We start from the raw sequence: 20,981 nt of genomic DNA, 5'->3' as shown, positions 1-20,981 counted from the left end.
TGAATTATCAGAAGTCGCAGGAGTATAGAACTCGTGGCGGTGTTTCGCCGCAGCGACCTAGTTTCGCTTATGGTACTGCACCGCCGTGAGCGACGCTCTCGGTTTTGAATCCATCGTCAATTCGTAGAACTCAACTTCTTCACTGACTTCGACAATCAACGGGGTTGTATTTTGCGACTGGTAAATCGCGGGGATGCTGGGTTTGCCTTTGCTTCGGCGGGTAGGTTCGGCAATCGCGACTGCGGCGGCGGGCCCTTCGCCGTCGACGACTTCTCCTTGGATGTTGGCTTCCGAGGAAGTATCGCCGATTGGTAACAGCGGCTCACCGACGATCACGCAATAGCGCCCAGGCTGGCAACCACGATAGTCCCTCAAAGCGCCAGGGACGACGGTATGCAAGTTGAACTTCCCTTCTCCATCGGTGCAACCGCCGGCGCCTTGACCGACCGTTCCGTCAATCGGCCAAAAGTAACGCCCCCTTGCATAGCTGCGAGCTGTGTTAAGAATCGTTCTGCTTAGTGGAAGTCGGTTGAGACGTCGGTGATCGGCTGCGGTCCAGTCATTTCGATGACTTGCAACTTCCCCTTCGCGGCGTCGAGCGCTGCACGCACGTCGATGCTGCGGATCGATTGGTCCTCGTAGGTGCGGAACATCCAGCGGATGTCCTTCAGATCCGAAACGGTCGTCCATAGCGTATAGTCTTCAGTCACTTTTTGCCCGTCATGATCGCGGACCGAACCGACCGGGATATCGAACACGTTCATCAGGTGAAAAACCTGCTTGACCGTTTCAGTGGTAGTCTTTAGCTGGTTGGCCGCTTGCGAATAGGCGACCGCGCGAACGAATCGTGACGGCGGAGTCGAATCGCCGGGAAGACCTCGCATGCCGGAGCCTTGGCCGAAGCCGGCAAGATCGATCTCGTCCAACTTGACGGTCGGCACATTCGACACGGTCAAGTTGATGTAGTTGCGTAGGTTGGTCAGGTGCCAGTCAAAGGTGGGCGAGTTGGTGATCACGCCCAGCGGATTGTCATAAATGCGAAGCCCGCCGTCGATCGGCTCGATGACAACGCTGGCGCCGGTGCTGTCATGCACGACAAAATGCCCCGCAAAGCTGTCTCCACCCAGTTGTTCAATCGGCCGCGGGACAAGCACGACGTGGTTGTAGAGTTGCTTGACTTCTGCGACCGACGCACAGTTGGCCAACAGCCACATGCCGTAATCCTCCGGCGCCAAGGCGCGAGCCTGATTATCGGGGCCCGGTTGGGCGTAACCGGCGTAGCCGGGGAAGTAGAACGAGCCGACATAAAGTCCCTTCTCATTGACTCCGTCGACGATCACTTGCATCCCCAGCACGTTGGCGCCGACAAAGCCGTACTTCGCCGTGTACGAAAGGCCCTGCGTCGGATCGACAAGCGTGTTGGACAAATGGTGACCGGCCGGAACGACGAGCGCTTGGGATTGGAGATTAAACCCAAACTCCATCGTTCGTCCTACCACGGCGCCTCCATCGGCCGAGATCAGTCTCAATCCGGTGCAAGCTAGCGTTGGCTGTGCGATAAGCGCCGTCAAGAGCGCCGCAACCAAACCGACGCGCGTCATTGAACCATGGGAAGTCTTCATGTCTGCCTGTACCTGACGCCTGTGCGCCGTGTTAGAAGGAAACGTGCAGCAAGCCGCGCTGCGAACTGGTCGTCTGCCCAATGTGGGAAAACGACGACCGACAATAATTGCCCAAAAGCTTAGGTCACGAACCGACTAACGCGAGAGAAGGAGGCGACGCCGTGAGATAACGCAATGCATCTTGCACGCGCTGGGCGAGATCTGCCGGTCATGCCGATAATGACGATACGACGCAAATGGTGCAGACCGGATCCCATAGCGGCAGTCTTGGCGGCGCTCGGTCCACGAAAAAAGCCGCTGGTGAAATCACCAGCGGCCTTTGGATGCGACAACGTCGTCCGAGCCAATTGCGGACTACATGTTGATCTCGAATCCCTTGCGATTTTCTCGCGCGAGGAACGTGTTGGCCTGGTCGTCGCCGACGATTTCTCGTTTGGCCGGGTCCCAGTTCAGTTCGCGTCCCAGACGCATCGCGATGTTCGAGAGATGGCAAATCTCGAGCATGCGATTGTGCGACCAGACGTCCGAGATCGGCTGCTTACGCGACTCCATCGCTTCGATCATGTTGGCGGTGTGATTCGAGCTCACTTTACCGCCGTACACTTCTTCGATCGCATCTTCCGGCAACGGATTATCTTTCAGCGCTTCGACCGGCGCTCCGGTGATTTTGCCGCGGTTGACGAAGAAGCGGCCATCGGTTCCTTCAAAGAGAATTCCATTGTCCCCTTCGCTGGTGATGATCAATTCGACGTTGTTCGGCATGTCGACCTGAATGCGGAACTTGGTCGCGACGTTGTAGCGATCGTGGACCAACGGATAGCCATCTTTGTACTCGACCGGCAAGCTGTACGAGACCGGCGAGACTTTGCTGGGCCCGTTGTTTTCTTCGCCCAACGCCCAACAAGCGATGTCGACGTGATGAGCGCCCCAGTCGGTCAGTTTCCCGCCGGCATATTCGTGCCATTCACGGAACGAATAATGGCAGTTGCTATACAACGGCACGCCGCCGCCGTAACCCTTGCGCATCTCGGGCAAGGCGCGATAGTCGACCTTGGGGGCCGGGCCCAGCCAAAAATCCCAATCCAACTCGGCCGGAACCGATGCGACCGGAATCTCGGGTGAGCCAGAAGTTCCGTTGATGCCGCAAGTGATCTTCTTGACCTTCCCAATGCGACCAGCGCGAATCAGCGCGATCGCTTGCAAGAATCTCTGACTGCTTTCGGTGCGCTGCATCGTGCCAACTTGGAAGACGCGCCCGGTCTTTTTGACCATCTTCTCGATCAGTTTGCCTTCGTCGATCGTCAGGGTCAGCGGCTTTTCGCAGTAGACGTCTTTGCCGGCGAGCATCGCTTCGACCGCGATCTTTGTGTGCCAGTGATCCGGGGTCGCGATCATGACGGCGTCAATGTCATCGCGATCGAGAATCTTGCGATAGTCCTTGTATGCGTCCGGCGCTTTCCCTTGTCGCTCTTTCACGCGCTCGACGTTCGTTCCCAACACGTTGGCATCAACGTCGGCCAGCGCCACAAAATCAGCCAGACCTAACGACTTGCTGGTGATTCCCCAACCTTGGTTGCGCAGCCCAATGGTCGCAAACACAGGACGTTCGTTGGGGGACTCGGCGCCGAACACTTGCGCGCCAGGCGACAGCAAAACGCCGGCGGCGCCAGCGGCGGCCATACCTTCGAGAAACTGTCGACGTGATGTTTGACCGGATCTAGACATGGAGTGAGGTTCCTTTGGCATGAAACGAAGGGACGTGATCGACGATGGAAGCGGTCACGAGAAAGCAGTGAGCCCGGGGCTACCAGATCACGGTATCTATCGTAATCGATTTCAGAAGTTTTACCGAATTCGCTCGCAACTTGCACGCGTCTGGACGGATAAAAGCCGGCAAGCGGAGGCGAGACCTCTGTCTTTGTGGCGAGAATTCGATCGGTCAGAGTCTCAGACTCGCATCTAGGTGAAAAACTCGCCCTTCTTGCGTTTCTTTTCCCTGCAGGTCAGCAATTTCTCCTGGAAGCGGGAATTGCCCGGGACGACCTCTCGAGACGAAGTTTCGAGCTTGAGGTAGGATTCGGCATTCTCTGAATTTTCGAGAAACTGCTGCGGGCCGGCTCTGTCAAACGATATCATGAAGGAGCGTCCTCGATCGCCGTTGGAAGTCGGTTTCTCCTTTGACGGAAGGAAACTTTCCCATGCGTTTGAATGCCGAAACGGAAGACCTGCCGGGTCTGCGTGGTCGACGATATTTCGTTCACCGCGACTCTCAGCCGCTCAGTTACGCCGCTGCGATCGAAGCTTGGCGCAGCGACGCCGAGTTTTCGGACTGGCTCAGCGACGAACTCGCGGAAGCCCCCTTCGCGGCGTTTCGTTGGGAAACTCCTCCGATCGATCATGCGACGACCGATCGCCCTTGGGAATTCGTCCTGCTCAACAGTCCCAATCTGGCGCGCCCCTCCGAACCGCATCTTTTTGCCGAGCATTTCGAAAAAGCCGCCGACCCCATCACCACTTTCGCCAATCTAGGGCGCAACGCGCTGCTAGTCGCACCTACGCCGCAGGCCCACGAATCGGCGTACGGGCACTTGGCCGCCTTCGTTCGGAAAGCGCCGCAGCAGCAACGCTTGGCCCTCTGGCAAGAAGTAGGCGAAGCGATGACCCGCCGTCTAGGAGATCGCCCTGTCTGGCTCAGCACCGCCGGCGCCGGCGTCTCTTGGCTGCATGTGCGGCTTGATGATCAGCCGAAGTACTACGGCTATCAGCCGTACCGCAAATGGGCGGCGGTTTGAGTTGCTGGGATTACTTCGCGCGTCTCAGTCACGAAGTACGGACTTCGCCAGCGTCGTCAGCGAGAACAAGACAAGGCCACGATCTACGCCTACACTAAAAGGGAATCTGGCTAGACCATGAATGTTCCCTTAACCATTTCCATTCCCAAGGTGGCGCGATGAACAAGTTTGTCGGTAACGAGCAACAGTTCCAAAAAATCAAAACGCAGCCAGGATTTATCGCAGCGCTCGATCAAAGCGGCGGCAGTACGCCGACCGCACTGCATGGCTACGGCGTGGAAAAGGACGCGTGGTCGAGCGACGAAGAAATGTTTGCGCTGGTCCACCAGATGCGATCGCGAGTCATCACCAGCCCCAGCTTTACCGGCGAGCGAATTTTGGGCGCTATTCTGTTTGAAAACACGATGGATCGCGAAATTGAAGGACAGCCGACCGCCGACTATCTTTGGAGCGTGAAAAACGTCGTCCCGTTTTTGAAGGTCGACAAAGGACTCGCCGAAGAACAGAGCGGCGTGCGCATGATGAAGCCGATGCCCCAGCTTGATTCATTGCTGCAACGCGCCGTCGCCAAAAACATCTTTGGCGCCAAGATGCGATCGGTCATTGCTCACGCCGACGCCGCCGGAATCCAAGCGATCGTCGACCAACAATTTGAAATCGCCAGCCAGATCATCGCCGCCGGGCTGGTCCCGATCGTCGAACCGGAAGTCGACATCCATTGCCCCGACAAAGCCGAGGCCGAAGCGCTGCTTAAAAAGGGTCTCGCCGCCCAGCTTGACCAGTTGCCGGAGGGGCAATTTGTGATGTTGAAACTGACGCTTCCCAATCAAGATGATTTTTACGCCGACTTCGTCCAGCATCCGCGCGTGCTGAAAGTCGTCGCGCTTTCGGGCGGCTACGCCCGCGACGAAGCCAACGCCATCTTGCAGCGCAACCACGGCGTCATCGCCAGTTTCTCTCGCGCGCTGCTCGAAGGCCTCTCGGCCCAGCAAACCGACGCCGAGTTCGACGCGATGTTGGGTGCGTCAATTCAATCAATCTTTGAAGCGTCAAAAACGTAAGCGCCGGCCGATGGTGAGACCCTCTTCATAGCCCATTGCACGAGCCTTGAGGAGATCTTAGGTCGAACCGATGGAATACTAGCCCGCCAGCGCCAGCGGGCTAGTTTGATGATTTCCACTCACTTCCGGCCGCGTCTTTCCGTGCTTTATCCGTGGCTTCGCCCCGTTCCAATCTTCTCTTCCCGCGATCCCGTCTTACGCCATCATCCGTTGGATCAGCGACATCAGCATGCGTCCGGACAAGAGAATCGCCAAGATCAGCGACGCCGTGGCGATACAGCAGGCCGCAACTTTCAGACGCGATGGTTGGAGTTGAATCGACAAAAAGAGCATCGCGAACGCCAACAGCGGCACGCCGATCACCGTCAACGCTTGGGCGGTGACAATCAGCTGGACATTCGACATTTCCAACCAGTTGATCGCAATCGCGACCAGCATGCCGATCATCAGTCCGGCGACGGTCAGCGCCTTGACCGGCGCGTCTTTGACGCTGGCCGACATTCCCAAACTGTCGCTCAGCGCCGTACCGCCGATCAATGCGTTGACCAGCAGCGAACTAAACGCGCCGGCTGACAGACCAATGCAAAACATCACCTTTGCTTGCGGTCCAATCAGCGGCTCCAATTGCTTCGCGACGTCGGTGATGTTGTTGAGCTGAACTCCTTGGAGCACCGCCGCCGACGTGACCATGATGATAAAGCTAATGCCGCCCAGCACGGCGATACCGGCGATCGAATCGACGATGCCGTTCGCCAGATCATCATGCTGCCAATTCTTTTCGCGGACCGCATAGATCTGATAGAAGGCGCCTGCAATAGAAAAGGTCGTGCCGAACATTCCTAGCAGCATCACGATGTTTTCGGGCGAAGTTCCTCCCGCCGGCAATTTCGGAACCATGCCGCCCAAGATGCCGGTGATCGACGGCTGCACGACAACCAAGTTGACGACGAAGCCCAACAGCATGATGCCGACCATCAGCATCATCATCTTTTCAATAAACCGGTACGGCGTGCTGCTGCCGTACAACGCCCAGATCAATCCCAAGTTGACCAATACGATCGCGATCAGCGAACCAAACCGTGACAAGAACGTTGGCCCCGACGCTTCGACCGCCATCGACTCGGTAGCAATATTCACCACGTCAATGATCGCCAGGTTATTGGTGAATTGAAAACAACTGGTGATCAGGAAAAAAACGAGCCCAATCACGATCGAAACGGGTCGCCCCAACCGGTTGGCGATCTCGGTGAACGGCGTGTGCTGGAAACTGATGCCCAAGACCGCCGCCAAAAAGACGGTCAGCGCCATAAAAACGGAGGCGATCCCCAAGACCCAGATCATGTCGTACCCGTATGCCGAGCCGACTTTCGAGTTCGACAAAATACTGCCGGGCCCCAAGACGACCGAAGCGACAATGATCGCCGGTCCAATCGCTTTCACGATCCGGAGAAAAGAAAATCCGCTTTGCTTCTCAATCGTCGCTTCCGACATTCCGTGCTCGCTTTAAACGAAGTGATCGACCGAGGCCGGTTGGGCCTCGATCGACAAGGAGGAGTGATGGTAAGTGGGGGAGTCGCGTTTCTGTTTTATCGTCGCGTTACTTCAGCGTAAAGTCGATCTTATTTTCTCCGCTGGCGACTTCGGCCGTCAAACCTGACTGCCGATCGCTGCTGTATTTGGGGGGCAAAAGCGCGACCGAAGCCGCTTCGGGACCATTTTCCTGAACCGCCATGATCATCACGCGATGCTTGCCGACCGGAACGCCTTTGCCAAATGCTTCGGTGAAACCTTCATAGGCGCCATCCGCTTGAATCTCGGCATAGGCCAACGGCAGTCCTTCTTCCTCCGGAATAAACGTAATCGTCCCGGTATGGAGCGGTTTGCCCTGGAAGGTGACCGTTCCGGTGACGTCTCCCATTTCGGGACCATGCGCGCCGCAACCTAGGTGAGTCACCAGGCTCGCCACGATCAAGCCAAGGATTAATTTTGAATTCTTTATCATCAACATTCTCAGAAAAGATAGACGCAGGACGAGAGGAAAAGTACCGAGTGACGGCGTCGCCTGGGCGACGCCGTATCGAGTCCACTATCTGAAGTTGACTAAAGCCCAGAGTTCACTTCCCCATTCTTGCGAGTCGCCAGCGATTTAAACGTATCAAGGCTGATCGTCTCCGGCAGAAAAACCACGCTGCCATCGCAATTGGCGAACATCGCTCCACCGGGATGATAGCTCGTGAACGGAGTGTTGTTATTCGTGAACGAACCAGAGTAGTTGATCGGAAATTGCACCATCTTGTGGTCGATCATCAACCAATCGGTCGCGTTATAGCGATAAAATCCCCAGACCCAGGGCTTGATGCCGCCAAAGCTTTGCGCGCGTGATGTCGTCCATCCCTTCGTGCTCGACGACTCGCCCAACAAGATCGTATTGGTTGTCCCATCGATAATGTCGCCAAACCGAACCTTGCTCTCTGGATAAACGACGCCGGAAGAGACATAGCCATCGCGTGACGAATCGCCAGGCGCATGGAAATCAACGTCGAACGAACCAGCGTTAGCGCGATAGTGCAAAGCGCCTTGAATTTGTGTATCGGGGAAATAGGCGGTAATCGGATGATCGGAAGCCGTATCGCCCAGCGGTGACGAAGGACACGAGAGTGAAGGCACCGGTCCAAAGATCGGATTCGTCTGATCATGGCTCCGGTACGGGCTGCGATTCATCATATAGCTGGAGTAAAGCGCATCCATCGCATCGTAGCGAGCTCCTTGCTCAAAGAAGGGAAACAACCGGGGAACCCAACCCAAGGGATACGTGACGTTGGCATGTAAACCGCCCGGCATGAATTTGCCGTAGGTGTCATGATAGTTGTGAAACGACAAGCTAAGTTGCTTCAAATTATTACTGCACTGCATCCGGCGAGCCGCTTCCCGCGCTTGCTGCACGGCTGGCAATAGCAGAGCGATCAAAACGCCGATGATCGCGATGACGACCAACAGTTCAACGAGTGTAAATCCAAGTTGTCGCTTCATTAGAGACCCCAGTATGAAAAAGAAATTAAAGAAAAGTCGCTCGATAAGTCCGTTCTATTTTTCAAGCAGGAAATCGATCTTGTTTTCGCCCTCTTGAACTTCGGCCGTCAGTCCCGACATGCGGTCTCCGCCGTATCGAGTTGGAATCAACTGAATCAGGTTTCCCCCTTCGCCGGATCCGCCATCCGTCATCGCCGTAATCATCACGCGATGACTGCCGACCGGAACTCCCCTGCCCAAGCTTTTGGTCGACGCTTCGTAGGTTCCGTCGGCTTGAATCTGGGCGTAAGCCATCGGCAGGCCCTCTTTTTCCGGCACGAAAGAAACCGTGCCGGTCGGCAACGGTTTCCCTTCATAAGTAACCGTTCCAAAGACATGCCCCATTTCCGGACCACTTGGTCCGCAGCCGATGCAAGCGAAAACCGCCGCGGCGAAAAGACTCGCTATCATCTTTGAATGACTCATGATCGCTTCCAAATATAGAAAAGAAGTAAGGAAGACTTCCCGTATTCAATGTTGAAATCGCTCGACGTTTATTGACCGCTGATGACCTCGCCATTCTTGCGGGTCGCATAATATTTCAACGTATCCAAGCTCATCGTTTCGGCGAAAAACGAAACGCTGCCGTCGCATTTGGCGAACATCGCGCCGCCGGGGTGATAGCTGGCGTACGGCGTCAAGTTGTAACCAAACTGCCCTTGGTAGTTGATCGGAAACTGAATCGTCTTATGGTCGATTGTCAGCCACGACGTGGAACTGTATCGATAGAACCCAAGCACCCACGGTTTTAAACCGGTCAAGCCGGAAACAATCGTGGGACTCGAGACAGACCAACCTTCGGCGCTCGACGTTTCACCCAACAAGATCGTATTGCTGGTCCCGTCAATGATATCGCCGATTCGCGTTTGGCTTTTGGGATACATCACACCGGAGGCGCTGTACTCTCTTCCTGAGGAGGAGCCAGCTTGGTAGTCGACATCGATCGAACCCGAGCAGCCGCGATAGTGCAGCGAACCTTGGATGTCCTGGTACGGCAGCGATGAGGTCGGCGTTTGGTCCGACGCAACGTCGCCGATTGCGGACGAAGGACACCACAAGCCCGGTGCCGCGCCAAAGATCGGATTATCTTGGTCATGATATCGGAACGGACTGCGGGTGATCACGTAGTTATTGTTCAGCGATTCCATTGCGTCCCAGCGCGCGCCTTGCTCCATAAACGGAAACAGACGCGGTACCCAACCCATCGAATAGCCGGCGATTCCATCGATATCCCAACCGCCTGACATGAATCGGCCGTAGGTGTCGTGATAGTTGTGCAGCGCCAGCCCCAACTGCTTCATGTTGTTGCTGCACTGCATCCGCCGCGCCGCTTCACGCGCTTGCTGCACTGCCGGTAACAATAGCGCGATCAAAACGCCGATGATCGCAATCACGACTAACAGCTCGACTAGCGTAAAACCACGAGATCGTTTCATGAATCGACTCCTCGGAAAACCTGAATGTTGAGAATCAATTACTACTCGCATGCCGACAGCGTTCGTATTTCAGCCAAATGCAGCAACCTTGATATCAGCTGATATCTTAACGGCTCAAAAAAAATCGCACTTTTCGGCGATCCCTACGCCACCTGTTGGAAGCGTTTTTTCGGCACGCGGCGATTCGTTGGCCGGCATCGCTTCCGAAACGAAACTCAACGCCATCGTGATACGATTGAATAAACGCAAACGATGCGCCGTATCCGTCGGCTCCGCTGAAATCGTATCGGTGATCGTGGCCAAGTTTCGGGTTTCCCCGGTTACAACTTTGGAAACATCGCTCGGCGATCTCTTCCTCGGAAGGAGGACTGCTTACGTCTTCCTCTTCAGGGAGTGGATTTCGCTCGAAAAATGGGCAGTGCATGATGGCGGCAGATGGGAGGAGACTTCCGCACTCGGACAAGGCGCCAAAGCTCGACAGAACATTTGGCGTCCATGCTGTCGATTTTGACTCTCGTATGATATCAGGTGATATCATGGTCGCAAGCATTTTCTGGGGTTTTGCTCTGAATTTTTCCAAAATCGCGTCGCGGCGCATTAAGCCAGACGATGCCCCCCCCAAACCCCGCAGGCCACCCAGCTCCGCATGGCTCTCCAAAACAAGTGACTGCGACGCGAATACTCGTGCGGCGACGTCCCCCAAAGAAATCGGTTGACTTCGGCGTCATTTATGACAAAATGATATCGCGTGACATCACCGTCACGCGAAATTCCAACCCAAAATCACCGTCTGTTCCCACTCAAAAAGCCTACCGACTGAATGAATATCCACATCTTTGACGACGCTTCGCACCTCGGCGTCGCCGCGGCTCGCCAGGGAGCTAGCGCGATCCGCAGCGCTATTTCGGAAAAAGGTTGCGCCAATATCATCGTCGCCACAGGCGCCTCTCAATTCGAGACCCTAGCGGCGCTCGTCGCCGAGCCTGATATCGACTGGAGCTGCGTCACCGGCTTTCATCTTGACGAATATCTCGGCCTGAGCGATCAGCACCCAGCGTCCTTTCGCCGCTATCTACGCGAACGATTTGTCGATCAAGTCGCGCTCAAAGAGTTTCACTATGTGGACGGCTCGAACCCCGATCCGCACGAAGTCTGCGCTCGCCTAGGGCGGCTCATCAACCAACATCCGATCGATGTCGCTTTTGTCGGGATCGGCGAAAATGGCCATCTCGCTTTCAATGACCCGCCGGCCGACTTTGAAACCGATACGCCGTACCTGGTGGTCGAGTTGGACGAAGCCTGCCGAAACCAACAGGCCGGCGAAGGTTGGTTCGCGACGCTCGACGATGTTCCCACACGCGCGATCAGCATGTCTTGTCAGCAGATCCTGCGAACCAAAACGATCATTTGCAGCGTGCCCGACGAGCGCAAAGCGATCGCGGTTCGCAATACGGTCGAAGGCCCCGTGACTCCTGAAGTTCCCGCCTCGATTTTGCAAACGCATGCGGAGATCGCCTTGTTTCTTGACAAAGCTTCCGCGTCTGAATTGACCGCCTCTTCGACCCTCTAGAACGCCTGGAACACCGCATGCCTGACTCCAAGTTCTTCGACCTGCAAATCAACGGCTACTACGGCGTCGACTTCAACCAAGACGACATCTCAGCAGCAGATCTCCTCAGCGCCTGCGCGGCGCTGGAGCGTGACGCCGTCGGTGGAGTGCTCGTCACGATCATCACTGACGATATTGCTCGCATGGCGGCCCGCTTGACGCGTTTCGTTGAGTTACGTGCGACCGATCCGCTGATCCAACGGATGATCGCCGGCTTTCATATCGAAGGCCCGTTCATCAGCACGCAGGTCGGCTATGTCGGCGCTCATCCAGTGGAACATGCCAAAGAAGCGTCGTGGGAAGAAATGGCGCTGCTGCTGGACGCGGCGGACGGACTGACGCGGATCGTCACGCTGGCTCCCGAACAAGACCCCGATCAAGACGTCACGCGTCGCCTAGTCAAGCAAGGCGTTATCGTCGCCGCCGGTCACACCAACGCGTCGATCAATCAATTGGACGCTTGTCTTGACGCGGGCCTTTCCCTCTTTACCCATCTGGGGAACGGCTGTCCGCGTTTGATGGATCGGCACGACAACATCATTCAACGCGCTCTCAGCCGCGCTGATCGCTTGAACTTTGGCTTGATCGCCGATGGGGCCCATGTTCCGTTCTTCGCGCTGAAAAACTACCTGCAGATCGCCGGCATCGATCGCACGTTCATCGTCTCTGACGCGATCTCCGCCGCCGGCTGCGGCCCCGGATTGTATCCGCTGGGAGATCAAGAAGTGCTGGTCGGCGAAGATGGGGTACCGCGCGCCGAAGATGACAGCCACTTGATCGGCTCGGCGACGACCATGCAACGGATGGCCGAGAACCTGCGTCAACACGTCGGCTTGACCTCGGTCGAAATCGACCGATTGACTCGCGTCAATCCGCGGCGTCTGATGGGCCTGGCCGTTCCTCCCCCGACTCGCTTGGCCGTTAAAACCAACGGCGTCAAAAACGGCGCCCACCCAGCGACCGCTCCGTAGTCGGCTTGTTTTTCTTCATAGCGCAAACCGCACACGAAGAAATGGAACACGCCCCGGCCACCGATTAAGAGCGGAGCAACAGGGCAAGACCCTGCTTTTCGGCCCTCTATCAACCGCGGCGTCCATGCGTCTGACATCTTAGGCCTGGACGCGAAAAAGTGAAGCTCGAATCAGCACACCGTCGCAAACCGCAGCAGCGCGGCTTTGTCACCGCGGTCGCCGTTGAGAGCAGCGGGCACTAGTAATGCCTCAACTTTTTATTCTCGACTTTTCACGAAAATAATCAACGAATCTGGATTCTCCAATCCCTCGCTCCAGTCCGGACAGAAGGCAGATTCCTCGACCGCAAAAGCAATTTCATCTCTTGCACATGCATCAAGGCGAAATCCTTCTTCGCCTAGCCGCAAGGCGCCAACCCAATTTCCCCCGCACAGGGCGATTCCTTTGGTTGGAAATGTCTCAAGATCAAACTCAGGGTCACTCGTCCTAATACTCACCTTGCCTGCATACGCCCATTTCATTTGCAAGTCTGTTGTCAAAAGGCAAGGCAAATCACCATTATAGTTTCCCGTGAGCACCAAAGTATTGCCGAAACGATTGCGGTGAACTACTGACAGTTTGTCAGCGAGGGCTCGCGATCCGCTTGAACTCACTAAGTATTTCGCAGCGGAAACGCGCTGCGACACCTCGTTATCAAGTCCACCGTGAAAATCGATGCCGTTGAAAACGCAATGAGCCGAGTCGCGGTTTTCGGCGTCCAAAATAAAATAGTAGACGTCGTGATCAATATCCAACAGTCATTCCTCCCACACGAGGCCGACCAATCTCAGCCTGAAGCAGCTGCTGTGCCGGCCCATCGATATAAACAGGGCGTAGCAACCGAGTCTTCACAAATATTTCCTCGGCGGCCTTAGCTCTTGAAGTTCCTTGGGTGCTCTAAAACTTCTTGTTAATCCCTTTGACTTAACGGCGATTTCCGACCTTTCAAGTCATTAGGATACACTTTCATAAATTGCTTCGTCGAGCGCATAAAAGCGGGCGGTTGGTCGACTTGGACATCGCAGGAAACGCGCCAAAATTGTCTCTCGACAAAGCGCACAACTTGGGGCTCGAATACGGGGTGACGAGCCTCCGGCGGTCAAGGATGGCCAGCGCGAGCAGGGATGGCTGGCGATCCTTCCCCCCAAGACAGGACCTGCATTGAGACCTGTCCTAAAAAATGACCAACGGTCCGGTCCAACTAGTGAACCCGTAGGGCAGGCCGTGCCAGCCGCAGCGCAAAAGCCCCCAAACCAACGCCCAGGCAGACTAGGCAATTTGATGGCAAAAAAAAAACAGCGGTCCAGTCCAACCTTGTCCAGTCCTTTGGAATGGATGGCGTATTCCCTCGGCTTGCGCACTCGGGCTAGTGTTTTATTGGTTCAATCCGCCGAACAGAAAAATGCAGCGGTCCGGTCCAACCTTGTCCGGTCCAGTCGTTAGGTCGATTCGCGCACGATTAGCTCCGGGCGAATCACGCGGACTCGCTTGGCCGCGGGGATTTCTCCCTGCAGCGACTCTTCGACCAGGTCGAGCGCCGCTTTGGCGTAGGCCGCGTGGCATTGATCGATCGTGGTCAGACCGGGTTCGATCACGTCGGCGATATCCAGATTGTCATAGCCGGTAATGGCCAAGTCTTCTGGAACCGAATACCCATGGCGGTGTAACCCTTGCATGATCCGCACCGCCCATTCGTCGTTCGACGCAATGATCGCATCGGCTTTGTTTTTGACGACCAACTTCTGAATGCAATCATCGATCGCATCGCGAGACGGCTTTTGCGTCGCTTCGGGATTGGTCCAAATCAGCGATTCGCTGGTCCCCAGCTTGCGCCGTTTCACGTTCGCTTTCCAAGCTTCACAGCGAATCGACATCAATTGATCCGACGGCGACCACAACTGAATCGCGACCCGTTTGCGGCCGCGATCGGCCAGGTGGTCGACCAATTGCTCAATCGCCGACGACGTTTCGACCCGCACGCAAGGCTGTGCTTTCAAAATCGGCGACGAGTGCAAGATGATGTGATTGCGATCACGGAAGACTTTTTTCAGCTTTGGCCGAATATCTTGCATCACGTCAAACATGCACAAGATCGCGTCCATGCCGTGATCGGCGAAATCGTCGAGATAGGTTTTGATTTCGGCCGGATCATGATGCGCCTGGCCGATCATCAAACGATACCCGCGGGTATGAGCCTCGGCCTCAATCGCCGACAGACGCGCCGAGAAGACCGCCAAGTTCACGGTGTCCAGGACGACGCCGATGATCTTGGTCGGCATTCCGCGCAAGCGCTGAGCGGCGCGATTCGGCCGATAATCGAGCTCTTCGGCGATCTTCAACACTTTTTGTCGCGTCGCCTCCGAAACGCGGACGCTATCGACGCCGGAGTTGTTCAGAATATGACCGACCGCTGCGCGGGAAACGCCTGCCTGGTTCGCGATATCTACGAGTCGAACTTTTCGATCTTCTTCGGCCATGCACTTCAAACTTGCCAAGGCTGGCCAGCCAACTCCGACGACATCGCCGAGCGTTTACGGGCCGCGAGTGATTTCGCAAGCCCTCCAGAATACGTAACAAGCAGCACTTCCAGCAAGCCCGGCGAGGAAGTTTGCCGAGCTGTTCCCCAGAATCACTAGGCTTAAACTTGCTCTGGAACGACGTAAGGCGCTCGATACTCGCGGCGCAACAATCGGTTGGCGGCCTCATCGTTCGGAAATTTCTCCGTTTTCGGATCAATCGCCAAGGTCCGCCCCATTTGCACCGCCGCCGAATCGAGATCAACGCCGTTGGCGGCCAAATGCTCGGTCATCCGCGTCGCGGCGTCGGTCATCAGCGGCTGATCCTGAACGCGTTCTTCCAGCGAAGCGAGCGGGAGCGACTCGCCGGTCAAATGCGAGATATTTCCCAAATGGCAAAGGGCCGTCGACAGGTGCCCTGCTCGAACTGGGCAGTTCAAATCGCTTGTTTTCCGGGAGCGCACCGCCTTCACGAAGTTTTCACGATGCAGCTGACGTCCACCGTCAGAGCCGGTGTCGCCTTTGATTTCACGAATCGTTTTGCCATCCGGATCGACCACTTTGCCGGTGTCAAACCCAAGATAGGTCGCTTCTTCTCCTTCGATAACAATCCCGTAGCTGAGCCCCTTGTACTTGCAGGTGTCTCGCTTGCCGGTCGCGGTCGGCAGATCGCGAATCTCGAAGGTAATGGGAGCTTTTGCGTATTCGTAACGGAGCAAGTGCGTGTTCGGCGTTTGTCCGTTGTCATCCCATGCATACCGTCCGCCGACGCTGGAAACGCTGGTCGGAAATTCTTCGGCGCCCACGGCCCAGCGGCAGAGATCCAGGATATGAGGACCATTGTTTCCCAGCTCGGCGTTGCCGTAATCCCAGAACCAGTGCCAATCGTAGTGATACTTGGCCCGCTGGAGCTTGGTCGAACCAGGCCCGCACCACAAATCATGATTGACGGTCGACGGCGGCTGGGGAGCAGTGGTCGGTCGCCCAATCGACTCGCGGCGGGTCAGGTAGATCCCCTTCACGCTTTTCAATTTGCCCAGCGCCCCTTGATGCACCTCTTGGAAAAAGTCTTGCAAGTGCTTGAAGCTGCGACGTTGGATCCCGATCTGCACGATCCGGTCATATTTGGCCGCCGCTTTCTCCATTTGGCCCGCTTCCCAAATGTTGTGCGAACAGGGCTTCTCGGTATAGACGTCTTTGCCGGCCTGACAGCCCCAGACCGTTCCCAGGCCGTGCCAATGATTCGGCACGCCGAGCACGACGGCGTCGACGTCGGGGTCGTCATAGACGCGGCGCAAGTCGTCGTACTTTTTCAGTCCATAGCCAAACTTTTTATCAAACTCTTCCGTTCGCTTTCCCAGTACCGCACTGTCGACATCGCACGCGCCGACAACTTTAACGCCGGGGATTTTTGGAAAGCCGTTCAAATGCGTATTGCCGATGCTATTGACGCCGATCACGACAACTCGCAATTCGTCATTGGCCTCGGCGGAACGAGCGTTCGACGTCATCGAAGTGACGGCGGCCGCAGAAGCGGCGGCCAAAAACTGGCGACGATTGACAGATACCATGCGATATTCCTTGCGGCGGAAGACAGTGATTTATTCGTAGGACTGAACTCGACGTTACTTGCTGCTCTGCATCACGCTTTCGAGCGTAACGCTCTTCCCATCCGCGTCGCGGCTGACGTCGGCAGCCGTCATGAAAGCGATGATTTCCAGCGTTTCTTCCGGAGCGACCGGCGGCTTCTTGGTGCGGAAAAACTGGACGATTTCAGCCACCAACTGGTCGTACCCGGCGCGAATCGTGACCAACTCAATCTTCTTTTTACCAAACACCAACACGCCGTAACCGGCCGAACCATCGCGAATGCCGCGGAACGTACCGACGCGGCCATCCTTCCAAACGCCGGTCGCGATCTCAACGCCGTCTGCTTGCGTCCGCTCAACGCTGACGCAGCCAGGTCCCATGACGGTAAACAACGTTTCGACCCCGTGAACTCCATACCAGAAAAGATCAGGATGCGTCGGATCAAGTTTACAAGGACTGTAAGCGACGCAACCGACGATATTGCCGGCGGCGTTTTGCTTGCTCAGCTCTTGTACTTCGGCACAGTAACGGAGCGTCGAGCAAGAGAAGACCGGCGTCCCTGTCTTTTTCGAAATCGCGAACAATTCTTTCGCGTCGGCCAGCGAAGCGGCTACCGGCTTGTCGACAAACAGCGGCAACCCAGCTTCCAAAACCGGCTTGGCTTGCGACAAGTGAATGCGTCCATCGACGCTATTCATAATCACAGCATCCACCTTCTTCAACAGCACGTCGATCGAGGGAACGATCTCGATGCCCATCCCGGAAACCTGTTTGGTAAAGCCTTCGATCCGATCGGCGCTGGTCGGCAGATCAGGACTTCCGCCGGGATAGGCGGCGACGATCGTCGCGTCGGCAAACTCGGGACGCGGGCTCGCCGCGTTGATCAGCTTCGAGAACGCGACGGCATGCGAGCTGTCGAGCCCGATCAAACCAATCTTCAGCGGCTCGGCGGCGTTGGCTCCGGTCGCGATCATTATGACCAGGACGAAGCAAACGACGGCGTTCAATAAGGTCTTCATGCGTAACGTTCCATTCGGTGGGAAGCTGGGAGGGGACGTCTCTAGGAAACGGAGGTTGCGACGGCAATTTCAGGAAATCGGTTGCATTCAAGATACCACGAGATATCTTGAGCGTAAAGAGTTTTCTTTCTGGCGCTGATTTCGACCCTGGCGCCCCCCTGCTCTTCTCACGTAAACTGGTGGTCATGAATCACTTAACGCTGCAATCACTGACGCGTCGTAACTCTCACCGCGGGGCGGTGGCGCTGATTTTCGCCGCGGCCCAGCTTGCGGTCGCCGCCGATCCATCTTGGCTCGCTCAGGTTGTGACGCCGCCCCCCATGGTGAAAACGTCAAGCAGCGAGACGTTGCAGACTGCCGACGGCATGCCGATCGTCACGTTGCGTCAGTGGCAGGATAAGCGTGCGATTGTCGACGCTGACTGGCGCGATTTCCTCGGCGTCTATTCGGCGGCGCCGCAGTTGCCGCTGCAGGTCGAGACGCTGCGGTCAGACCGCTTAGAACATTGCACGCGCACGTTGATTCGCTATCAAGCCGAACCCGATCGCTCGGTTCGCGCCTATCTCTTGACGCCGCACCAACCGAGCGAGAAGAAGCTGCCGGCGATCGTCGCGTTTCACGGCACCAACGCCAAGACGTTTCAAAAACTGGTCGGACTCGACGGCGAGCCTGAGCGACATATGGGGCTTCGCCTGGCTGAACAAGGGTTCGTTGTCCTTTGCCCTGAGAATTTTCTCTGGGAGCAAAAGTCGTATCTCGCGTCGACGGCCGCCGTGCTCGCGCCGCATCCCCACAGCAAAGCGATGGCCGTCATGCTGGCTGATGGACTGCGGGCCGTCGACGTACTGCTGGCGCAAGCGAATGTCGATCCACAACGGATCGGCGCGTATGGTCATTCGCTGGGCGCCAAAGAATCGCTTTATCTCACGGCATTCGACGATCGGATTTGTGCCGCCGTCGCCAGCGAAGGCGGAATCGGCATGCATTCGACCAACTGGGAAGCGCCCTGGTATCTGGGCAAAGTGGTCAAGTCGCCCGACTTCACGCGCGATCACGCTGACCTGATCGCGCTGATCGCGCCGCGTCCGTTTTTGGTGCTCGGCGGCGAGACTGGTCGCGGTTGCTCGGATGGCGAGCGCAGTTGGCCGCCGCTGCTGGTCGGGCAACGCGTCACCAAGTTGTATGACGCACCGGTCCGCATCGGCCTTTGGAACCATCACGAGGGTCACCAGCTATCGTGGGAGAGCGGCGAGCGCGTGATCCAGTGGTTGTCAGCATATGTCGCCGATCACCACCAAAATTAACGGGGATTCGGCCGCATCAACACCGCCGTATGACCTGGGATGAGCCACTGCTGGGTATCGAGCAGCGCCGTGCCAGATCCGCCGTAACGCGGCTCTTCGCTCGACCAGAGCAGCGACCAATTGGTATTTTGCGGCGGAGCGACCAGCGGCTCGGCGACCGGGCGCCAACTCAGGTCACGGCCGAGATTGACGAACATCAAACGATCGTCGCCGCTCGGCGTTATCCAGCGCAACAAGAAGGCCTCGTCGCCGATCACCGCTCCTTCCAGCATGACGTCATCTTGCTGCGAGATCGTCACGTCGGTCTTCCGTAGATGCAGCAAATCGCGATGCAGCGCCACAACCGGCGCATTGGTCTCGACTTCGTCCCAGTTCAATTTCGAGCGCTCGAACGCTTCGCGGCCGATCGGGTCGTTCGGCATGAACGTCTGAAAGTAACCGGCGGCTCGGGGAAAACAGCGCATGAACTCCAAGCGGCCGTCCTGCGCTAATTGGTCGATCCCAACTTCGTGATCGGCGAAGAAGTAAAACGGGCTCGAAGCGGCGAACTCTTGCCCCATAAACAGCATCGGCGTCTGCGGGCCCAACAGCATCAGCGCAGTCAACGCGCGAAACCGCCCCGGCGAAGTCAGTGCATGCGTCCGCAGCGCGCTGGCCGAATTCGAAACCTGATCGTGGTTCTGCAAGAAGTGAATAAAGTGCTTCTGCGGAGTTTTGAGCGAAGCCGATCCCCGCTTGCGGCCTTGCCGTTGGTTCCACTGTCCTTGGTAGAGGTAACCCCAACGCATCGCCGAGACCATCTCCTGCGGCGTGCCGGCGAAATCCGCATAGTAGAACTCGCTGTGTCCCGTCGCGGCGACGCGACACGCATGATGGAAGTCATCGTTCCAGACTCCGTCCATACCGTATCCGCCCGACTCCGGCGACTGGACGTGACAAATCTCTTGTGCGTCATTCTCGGCGACGACGATTATTGGACGATCGCCGGCCGCCGCACGCGCGGCGCTGGTCGTCTCGGTCAGCACATGCGGCGTCGAGTCATCAAAGATCGTTTGCGTCGCGTCCAGACGCAGGCCGTCGAGATGGAACTCACGAATCCAGTAGGCGGCGTTTTCAATCACAAAACGACGGATCGGTTTCGAGCCCTTACCGTCATAGTTGATCGCGTCGCCCCAGTCGGTCCCATGTTTCGAGGAAGGAAAGTAAGGAGTGTAGGCGTTCCAATAATTGCCGGTCGGGCCAAAGTGGTTGTAGACCACGTCCAACATCACGCCGATCCCGATCTGGTGCGCGGCGTCGACAAAGTCGCGAAAGTCATCCGGCGTTCCGTAGATGCGCGACGGAGCATACCAATAGACGCCGTCGTAACCCCAACCAAAGTCCCCCTGGAAATCGGCCAGCGGCATGATCTCGACCGCGGTGACGCCGATCTCCTTCAGATACGGAAGTTTCGACTTGGCGCCGGCCCAATTTCCCTCGTTGGTGAACGTCCCCAGATGCAACTCATACAAGACCTGCCCTTCCAGCGGCAGACCGGCCCACTCGTCGTCTTGCCAGGCATAGACCGACGAGTCAATCACTTGCGAAGGACCGTGCACGCCTGACGGTTGAAAACGAGAAGCCGGGTCAGGAAACAATTGCCCCTGACCATCCATGCGATACATATACAGATCGCCGGCCCCCGCATCCGCCGCGTGCACAAAAAAGAACCCGCTCTCCTGTCGCTGCATCGCAAGCAGGCGTTTCGCGTTTCCTTGCTCATCGACCAGCGCCAATTCGACCCGCGTCCGCTGCGGCGCCCAAACGGTGAAATCAACGCCTGAGGAGCGCACGATCGCTCCAAACGAATAAGTCGCCTCTGCTGGATTCGCATTCATCGCCAAGGTTGCTCGCTGCTTTGGGCAAATCGCCGGCTTTGTCGGATTTCTACACTAAACGCCATGTTAGGCATTT

The 20,981-nt window shown here is 56.7% G+C and carries 19 protein-coding genes; 6 read left to right on the top strand and 13 right to left on the bottom strand.

What is annotated here, in order from left to right:
* Positions 1–57: 57 nt before the first annotated feature.
* From DSM3645_RS18450 to DSM3645_RS18440, 3 genes are all read right to left on the bottom strand, one after another.
* Entirely contained in the window at positions 58–399 is a 342-nt protein-coding gene (locus DSM3645_RS18450) for a hypothetical protein (RefSeq protein ID WP_237564854.1), read from the bottom strand.
* A 116-nt stretch (positions 400–515) separates the two neighbouring features.
* The gene (locus DSM3645_RS18445) at positions 516–1,622 is read right to left on the bottom strand and encodes a choloylglycine hydrolase family protein (protein ID WP_202594960.1); all 1,107 of its coding nucleotides are present in this window, start codon (positions 1,620–1,622) and stop codon (positions 516–518) included.
* Between the two features lie 354 nt (positions 1,623–1,976).
* Positions 1,977–3,347 carry a Gfo/Idh/MocA family protein gene (locus DSM3645_RS18440; RefSeq protein ID WP_040351964.1) on the bottom strand — a complete coding sequence of 457 codons (1,371 nt, stop codon included), beginning with the start codon at positions 3,345–3,347 and terminating at the stop codon, positions 1,977–1,979.
* A gap of 473 nt (positions 3,348–3,820) precedes the next feature.
* On the opposite strand from DSM3645_RS18440, the gene DSM3645_RS18435 reads away from it, so the two are divergent.
* Both DSM3645_RS18435 and DSM3645_RS18430 read left to right on the top strand, forming a co-directional pair.
* Positions 3,821–4,414, top strand: coding sequence for a DUF6940 family protein (locus DSM3645_RS18435; protein ID WP_002653793.1), 594 nt, complete (start codon positions 3,821–3,823; stop codon positions 4,412–4,414).
* Positions 4,415–4,572: 158 nt separating this feature from the next.
* Positions 4,573–5,475 carry a fructose bisphosphate aldolase gene (locus tag DSM3645_RS18430; RefSeq protein WP_002653792.1) on the top strand — a complete coding sequence of 301 codons (903 nt, stop codon included), beginning with the start codon at positions 4,573–4,575 and terminating at the stop codon, positions 5,473–5,475.
* A 195-nt stretch (positions 5,476–5,670) separates the two neighbouring features.
* Here DSM3645_RS18430 and DSM3645_RS18425 read toward each other — a convergent pair whose 3' ends face one another.
* From DSM3645_RS18425 to DSM3645_RS18405, 5 genes are all read right to left on the bottom strand, one after another.
* The gene (locus DSM3645_RS18425; protein ID WP_002653791.1) at positions 5,671–6,966 is read right to left on the bottom strand and encodes an NRAMP family divalent metal transporter; all 1,296 of its coding nucleotides are present in this window, start codon (positions 6,964–6,966) and stop codon (positions 5,671–5,673) included.
* 106 nt (positions 6,967–7,072) lie between these two features.
* Positions 7,073–7,477 carry a hypothetical protein gene (locus DSM3645_RS18420; protein ID WP_237564853.1) on the bottom strand — a complete coding sequence of 135 codons (405 nt, stop codon included), beginning with the start codon at positions 7,475–7,477 and terminating at the stop codon, positions 7,073–7,075.
* Between the two features lie 98 nt (positions 7,478–7,575).
* Entirely contained in the window at positions 7,576–8,505 is a 930-nt protein-coding gene (locus DSM3645_RS18415; protein ID WP_002653789.1) for a DUF1559 domain-containing protein, read from the bottom strand.
* 54 nt (positions 8,506–8,559) lie between these two features.
* Positions 8,560–8,970 carry a hypothetical protein gene (locus tag DSM3645_RS18410; protein ID WP_040351963.1) on the bottom strand — a complete coding sequence of 137 codons (411 nt, stop codon included), beginning with the start codon at positions 8,968–8,970 and terminating at the stop codon, positions 8,560–8,562.
* Positions 8,971–9,038: 68 nt separating this feature from the next.
* Complete coding sequence (locus DSM3645_RS18405) at positions 9,039–9,980, bottom strand: DUF1559 domain-containing protein (protein ID WP_002653787.1); 942 nt, start codon at positions 9,978–9,980, stop codon at positions 9,039–9,041.
* 49 nt (positions 9,981–10,029) lie between these two features.
* Here DSM3645_RS18405 and DSM3645_RS30275 point away from each other — a divergent pair, with 49 nt between their 5' ends.
* The 3 genes from DSM3645_RS30275 (at position 10,030) to DSM3645_RS18385 (ending at position 12,560) form a co-directional block, all read left to right on the top strand.
* Entirely contained in the window at positions 10,030–10,491 is a 462-nt protein-coding gene (locus DSM3645_RS30275) for a hypothetical protein (RefSeq protein ID WP_131282700.1), read from the top strand.
* A 309-nt stretch (positions 10,492–10,800) separates the two neighbouring features.
* Complete coding sequence (locus DSM3645_RS18390) at positions 10,801–11,550, top strand: glucosamine-6-phosphate deaminase (protein WP_002653784.1); 750 nt, start codon at positions 10,801–10,803, stop codon at positions 11,548–11,550.
* Between the two features lie 17 nt (positions 11,551–11,567).
* Positions 11,568–12,560: an N-acetylglucosamine-6-phosphate deacetylase gene (locus DSM3645_RS18385; RefSeq protein WP_002653783.1), complete on the top strand. Its 993-nt coding sequence runs from the start codon at positions 11,568–11,570 to the stop codon at positions 12,558–12,560.
* A gap of 257 nt (positions 12,561–12,817) precedes the next feature.
* On the opposite strand, the gene DSM3645_RS18380 is transcribed toward DSM3645_RS18385, so the two are convergent.
* From DSM3645_RS18380 to DSM3645_RS18365, 4 genes are all read right to left on the bottom strand, one after another.
* On the bottom strand, positions 12,818–13,354 hold the full coding sequence (locus DSM3645_RS18380) for a hypothetical protein (protein WP_002653782.1): 537 nt from the start codon (positions 13,352–13,354) through the stop codon (positions 12,818–12,820).
* Between the two features lie 684 nt (positions 13,355–14,038).
* Positions 14,039–15,076, bottom strand: a complete 1,038-nt coding sequence (locus DSM3645_RS18375; protein WP_002653781.1) for a LacI family DNA-binding transcriptional regulator — start codon at positions 15,074–15,076, stop codon at positions 14,039–14,041.
* Between the two features lie 161 nt (positions 15,077–15,237).
* A complete protein-coding gene (locus DSM3645_RS18370) occupies positions 15,238–16,686 on the bottom strand; it encodes a Gfo/Idh/MocA family protein (RefSeq protein ID WP_002653780.1) in 1,449 nt (482 codons plus the stop codon).
* 54 nt (positions 16,687–16,740) lie between these two features.
* Positions 16,741–17,724: a Gfo/Idh/MocA family protein gene (locus DSM3645_RS18365; protein WP_002653779.1), complete on the bottom strand. Its 984-nt coding sequence runs from the start codon at positions 17,722–17,724 to the stop codon at positions 16,741–16,743.
* Between the two features lie 185 nt (positions 17,725–17,909).
* Here DSM3645_RS18365 and DSM3645_RS18360 point away from each other — a divergent pair, with 185 nt between their 5' ends.
* Complete coding sequence (locus DSM3645_RS18360) at positions 17,910–19,028, top strand: alpha/beta hydrolase family protein (protein WP_002653778.1); 1,119 nt, start codon at positions 17,910–17,912, stop codon at positions 19,026–19,028.
* Here the strand turns inward: DSM3645_RS18360 and treZ are convergent.
* Positions 19,025–20,905 carry a malto-oligosyltrehalose trehalohydrolase gene (gene treZ, locus DSM3645_RS18355; RefSeq protein WP_002653777.1) on the bottom strand — a complete coding sequence of 627 codons (1,881 nt, stop codon included), beginning with the start codon at positions 20,903–20,905 and terminating at the stop codon, positions 19,025–19,027. The genes DSM3645_RS18360 and treZ overlap by 4 nt on opposite strands.
* Between the last annotated feature and the right edge of the window lie 76 nt (positions 20,906–20,981).

The organism is Blastopirellula marina DSM 3645 (assembly GCF_000153105.1).
Taxonomy (GTDB): domain Bacteria; phylum Planctomycetota; class Planctomycetia; order Pirellulales; family Pirellulaceae; genus Blastopirellula; species Blastopirellula marina.
Note: the sequence above shows the minus strand (reverse complement) of the source record. Positions and strands in the feature narration are given on the sequence as shown.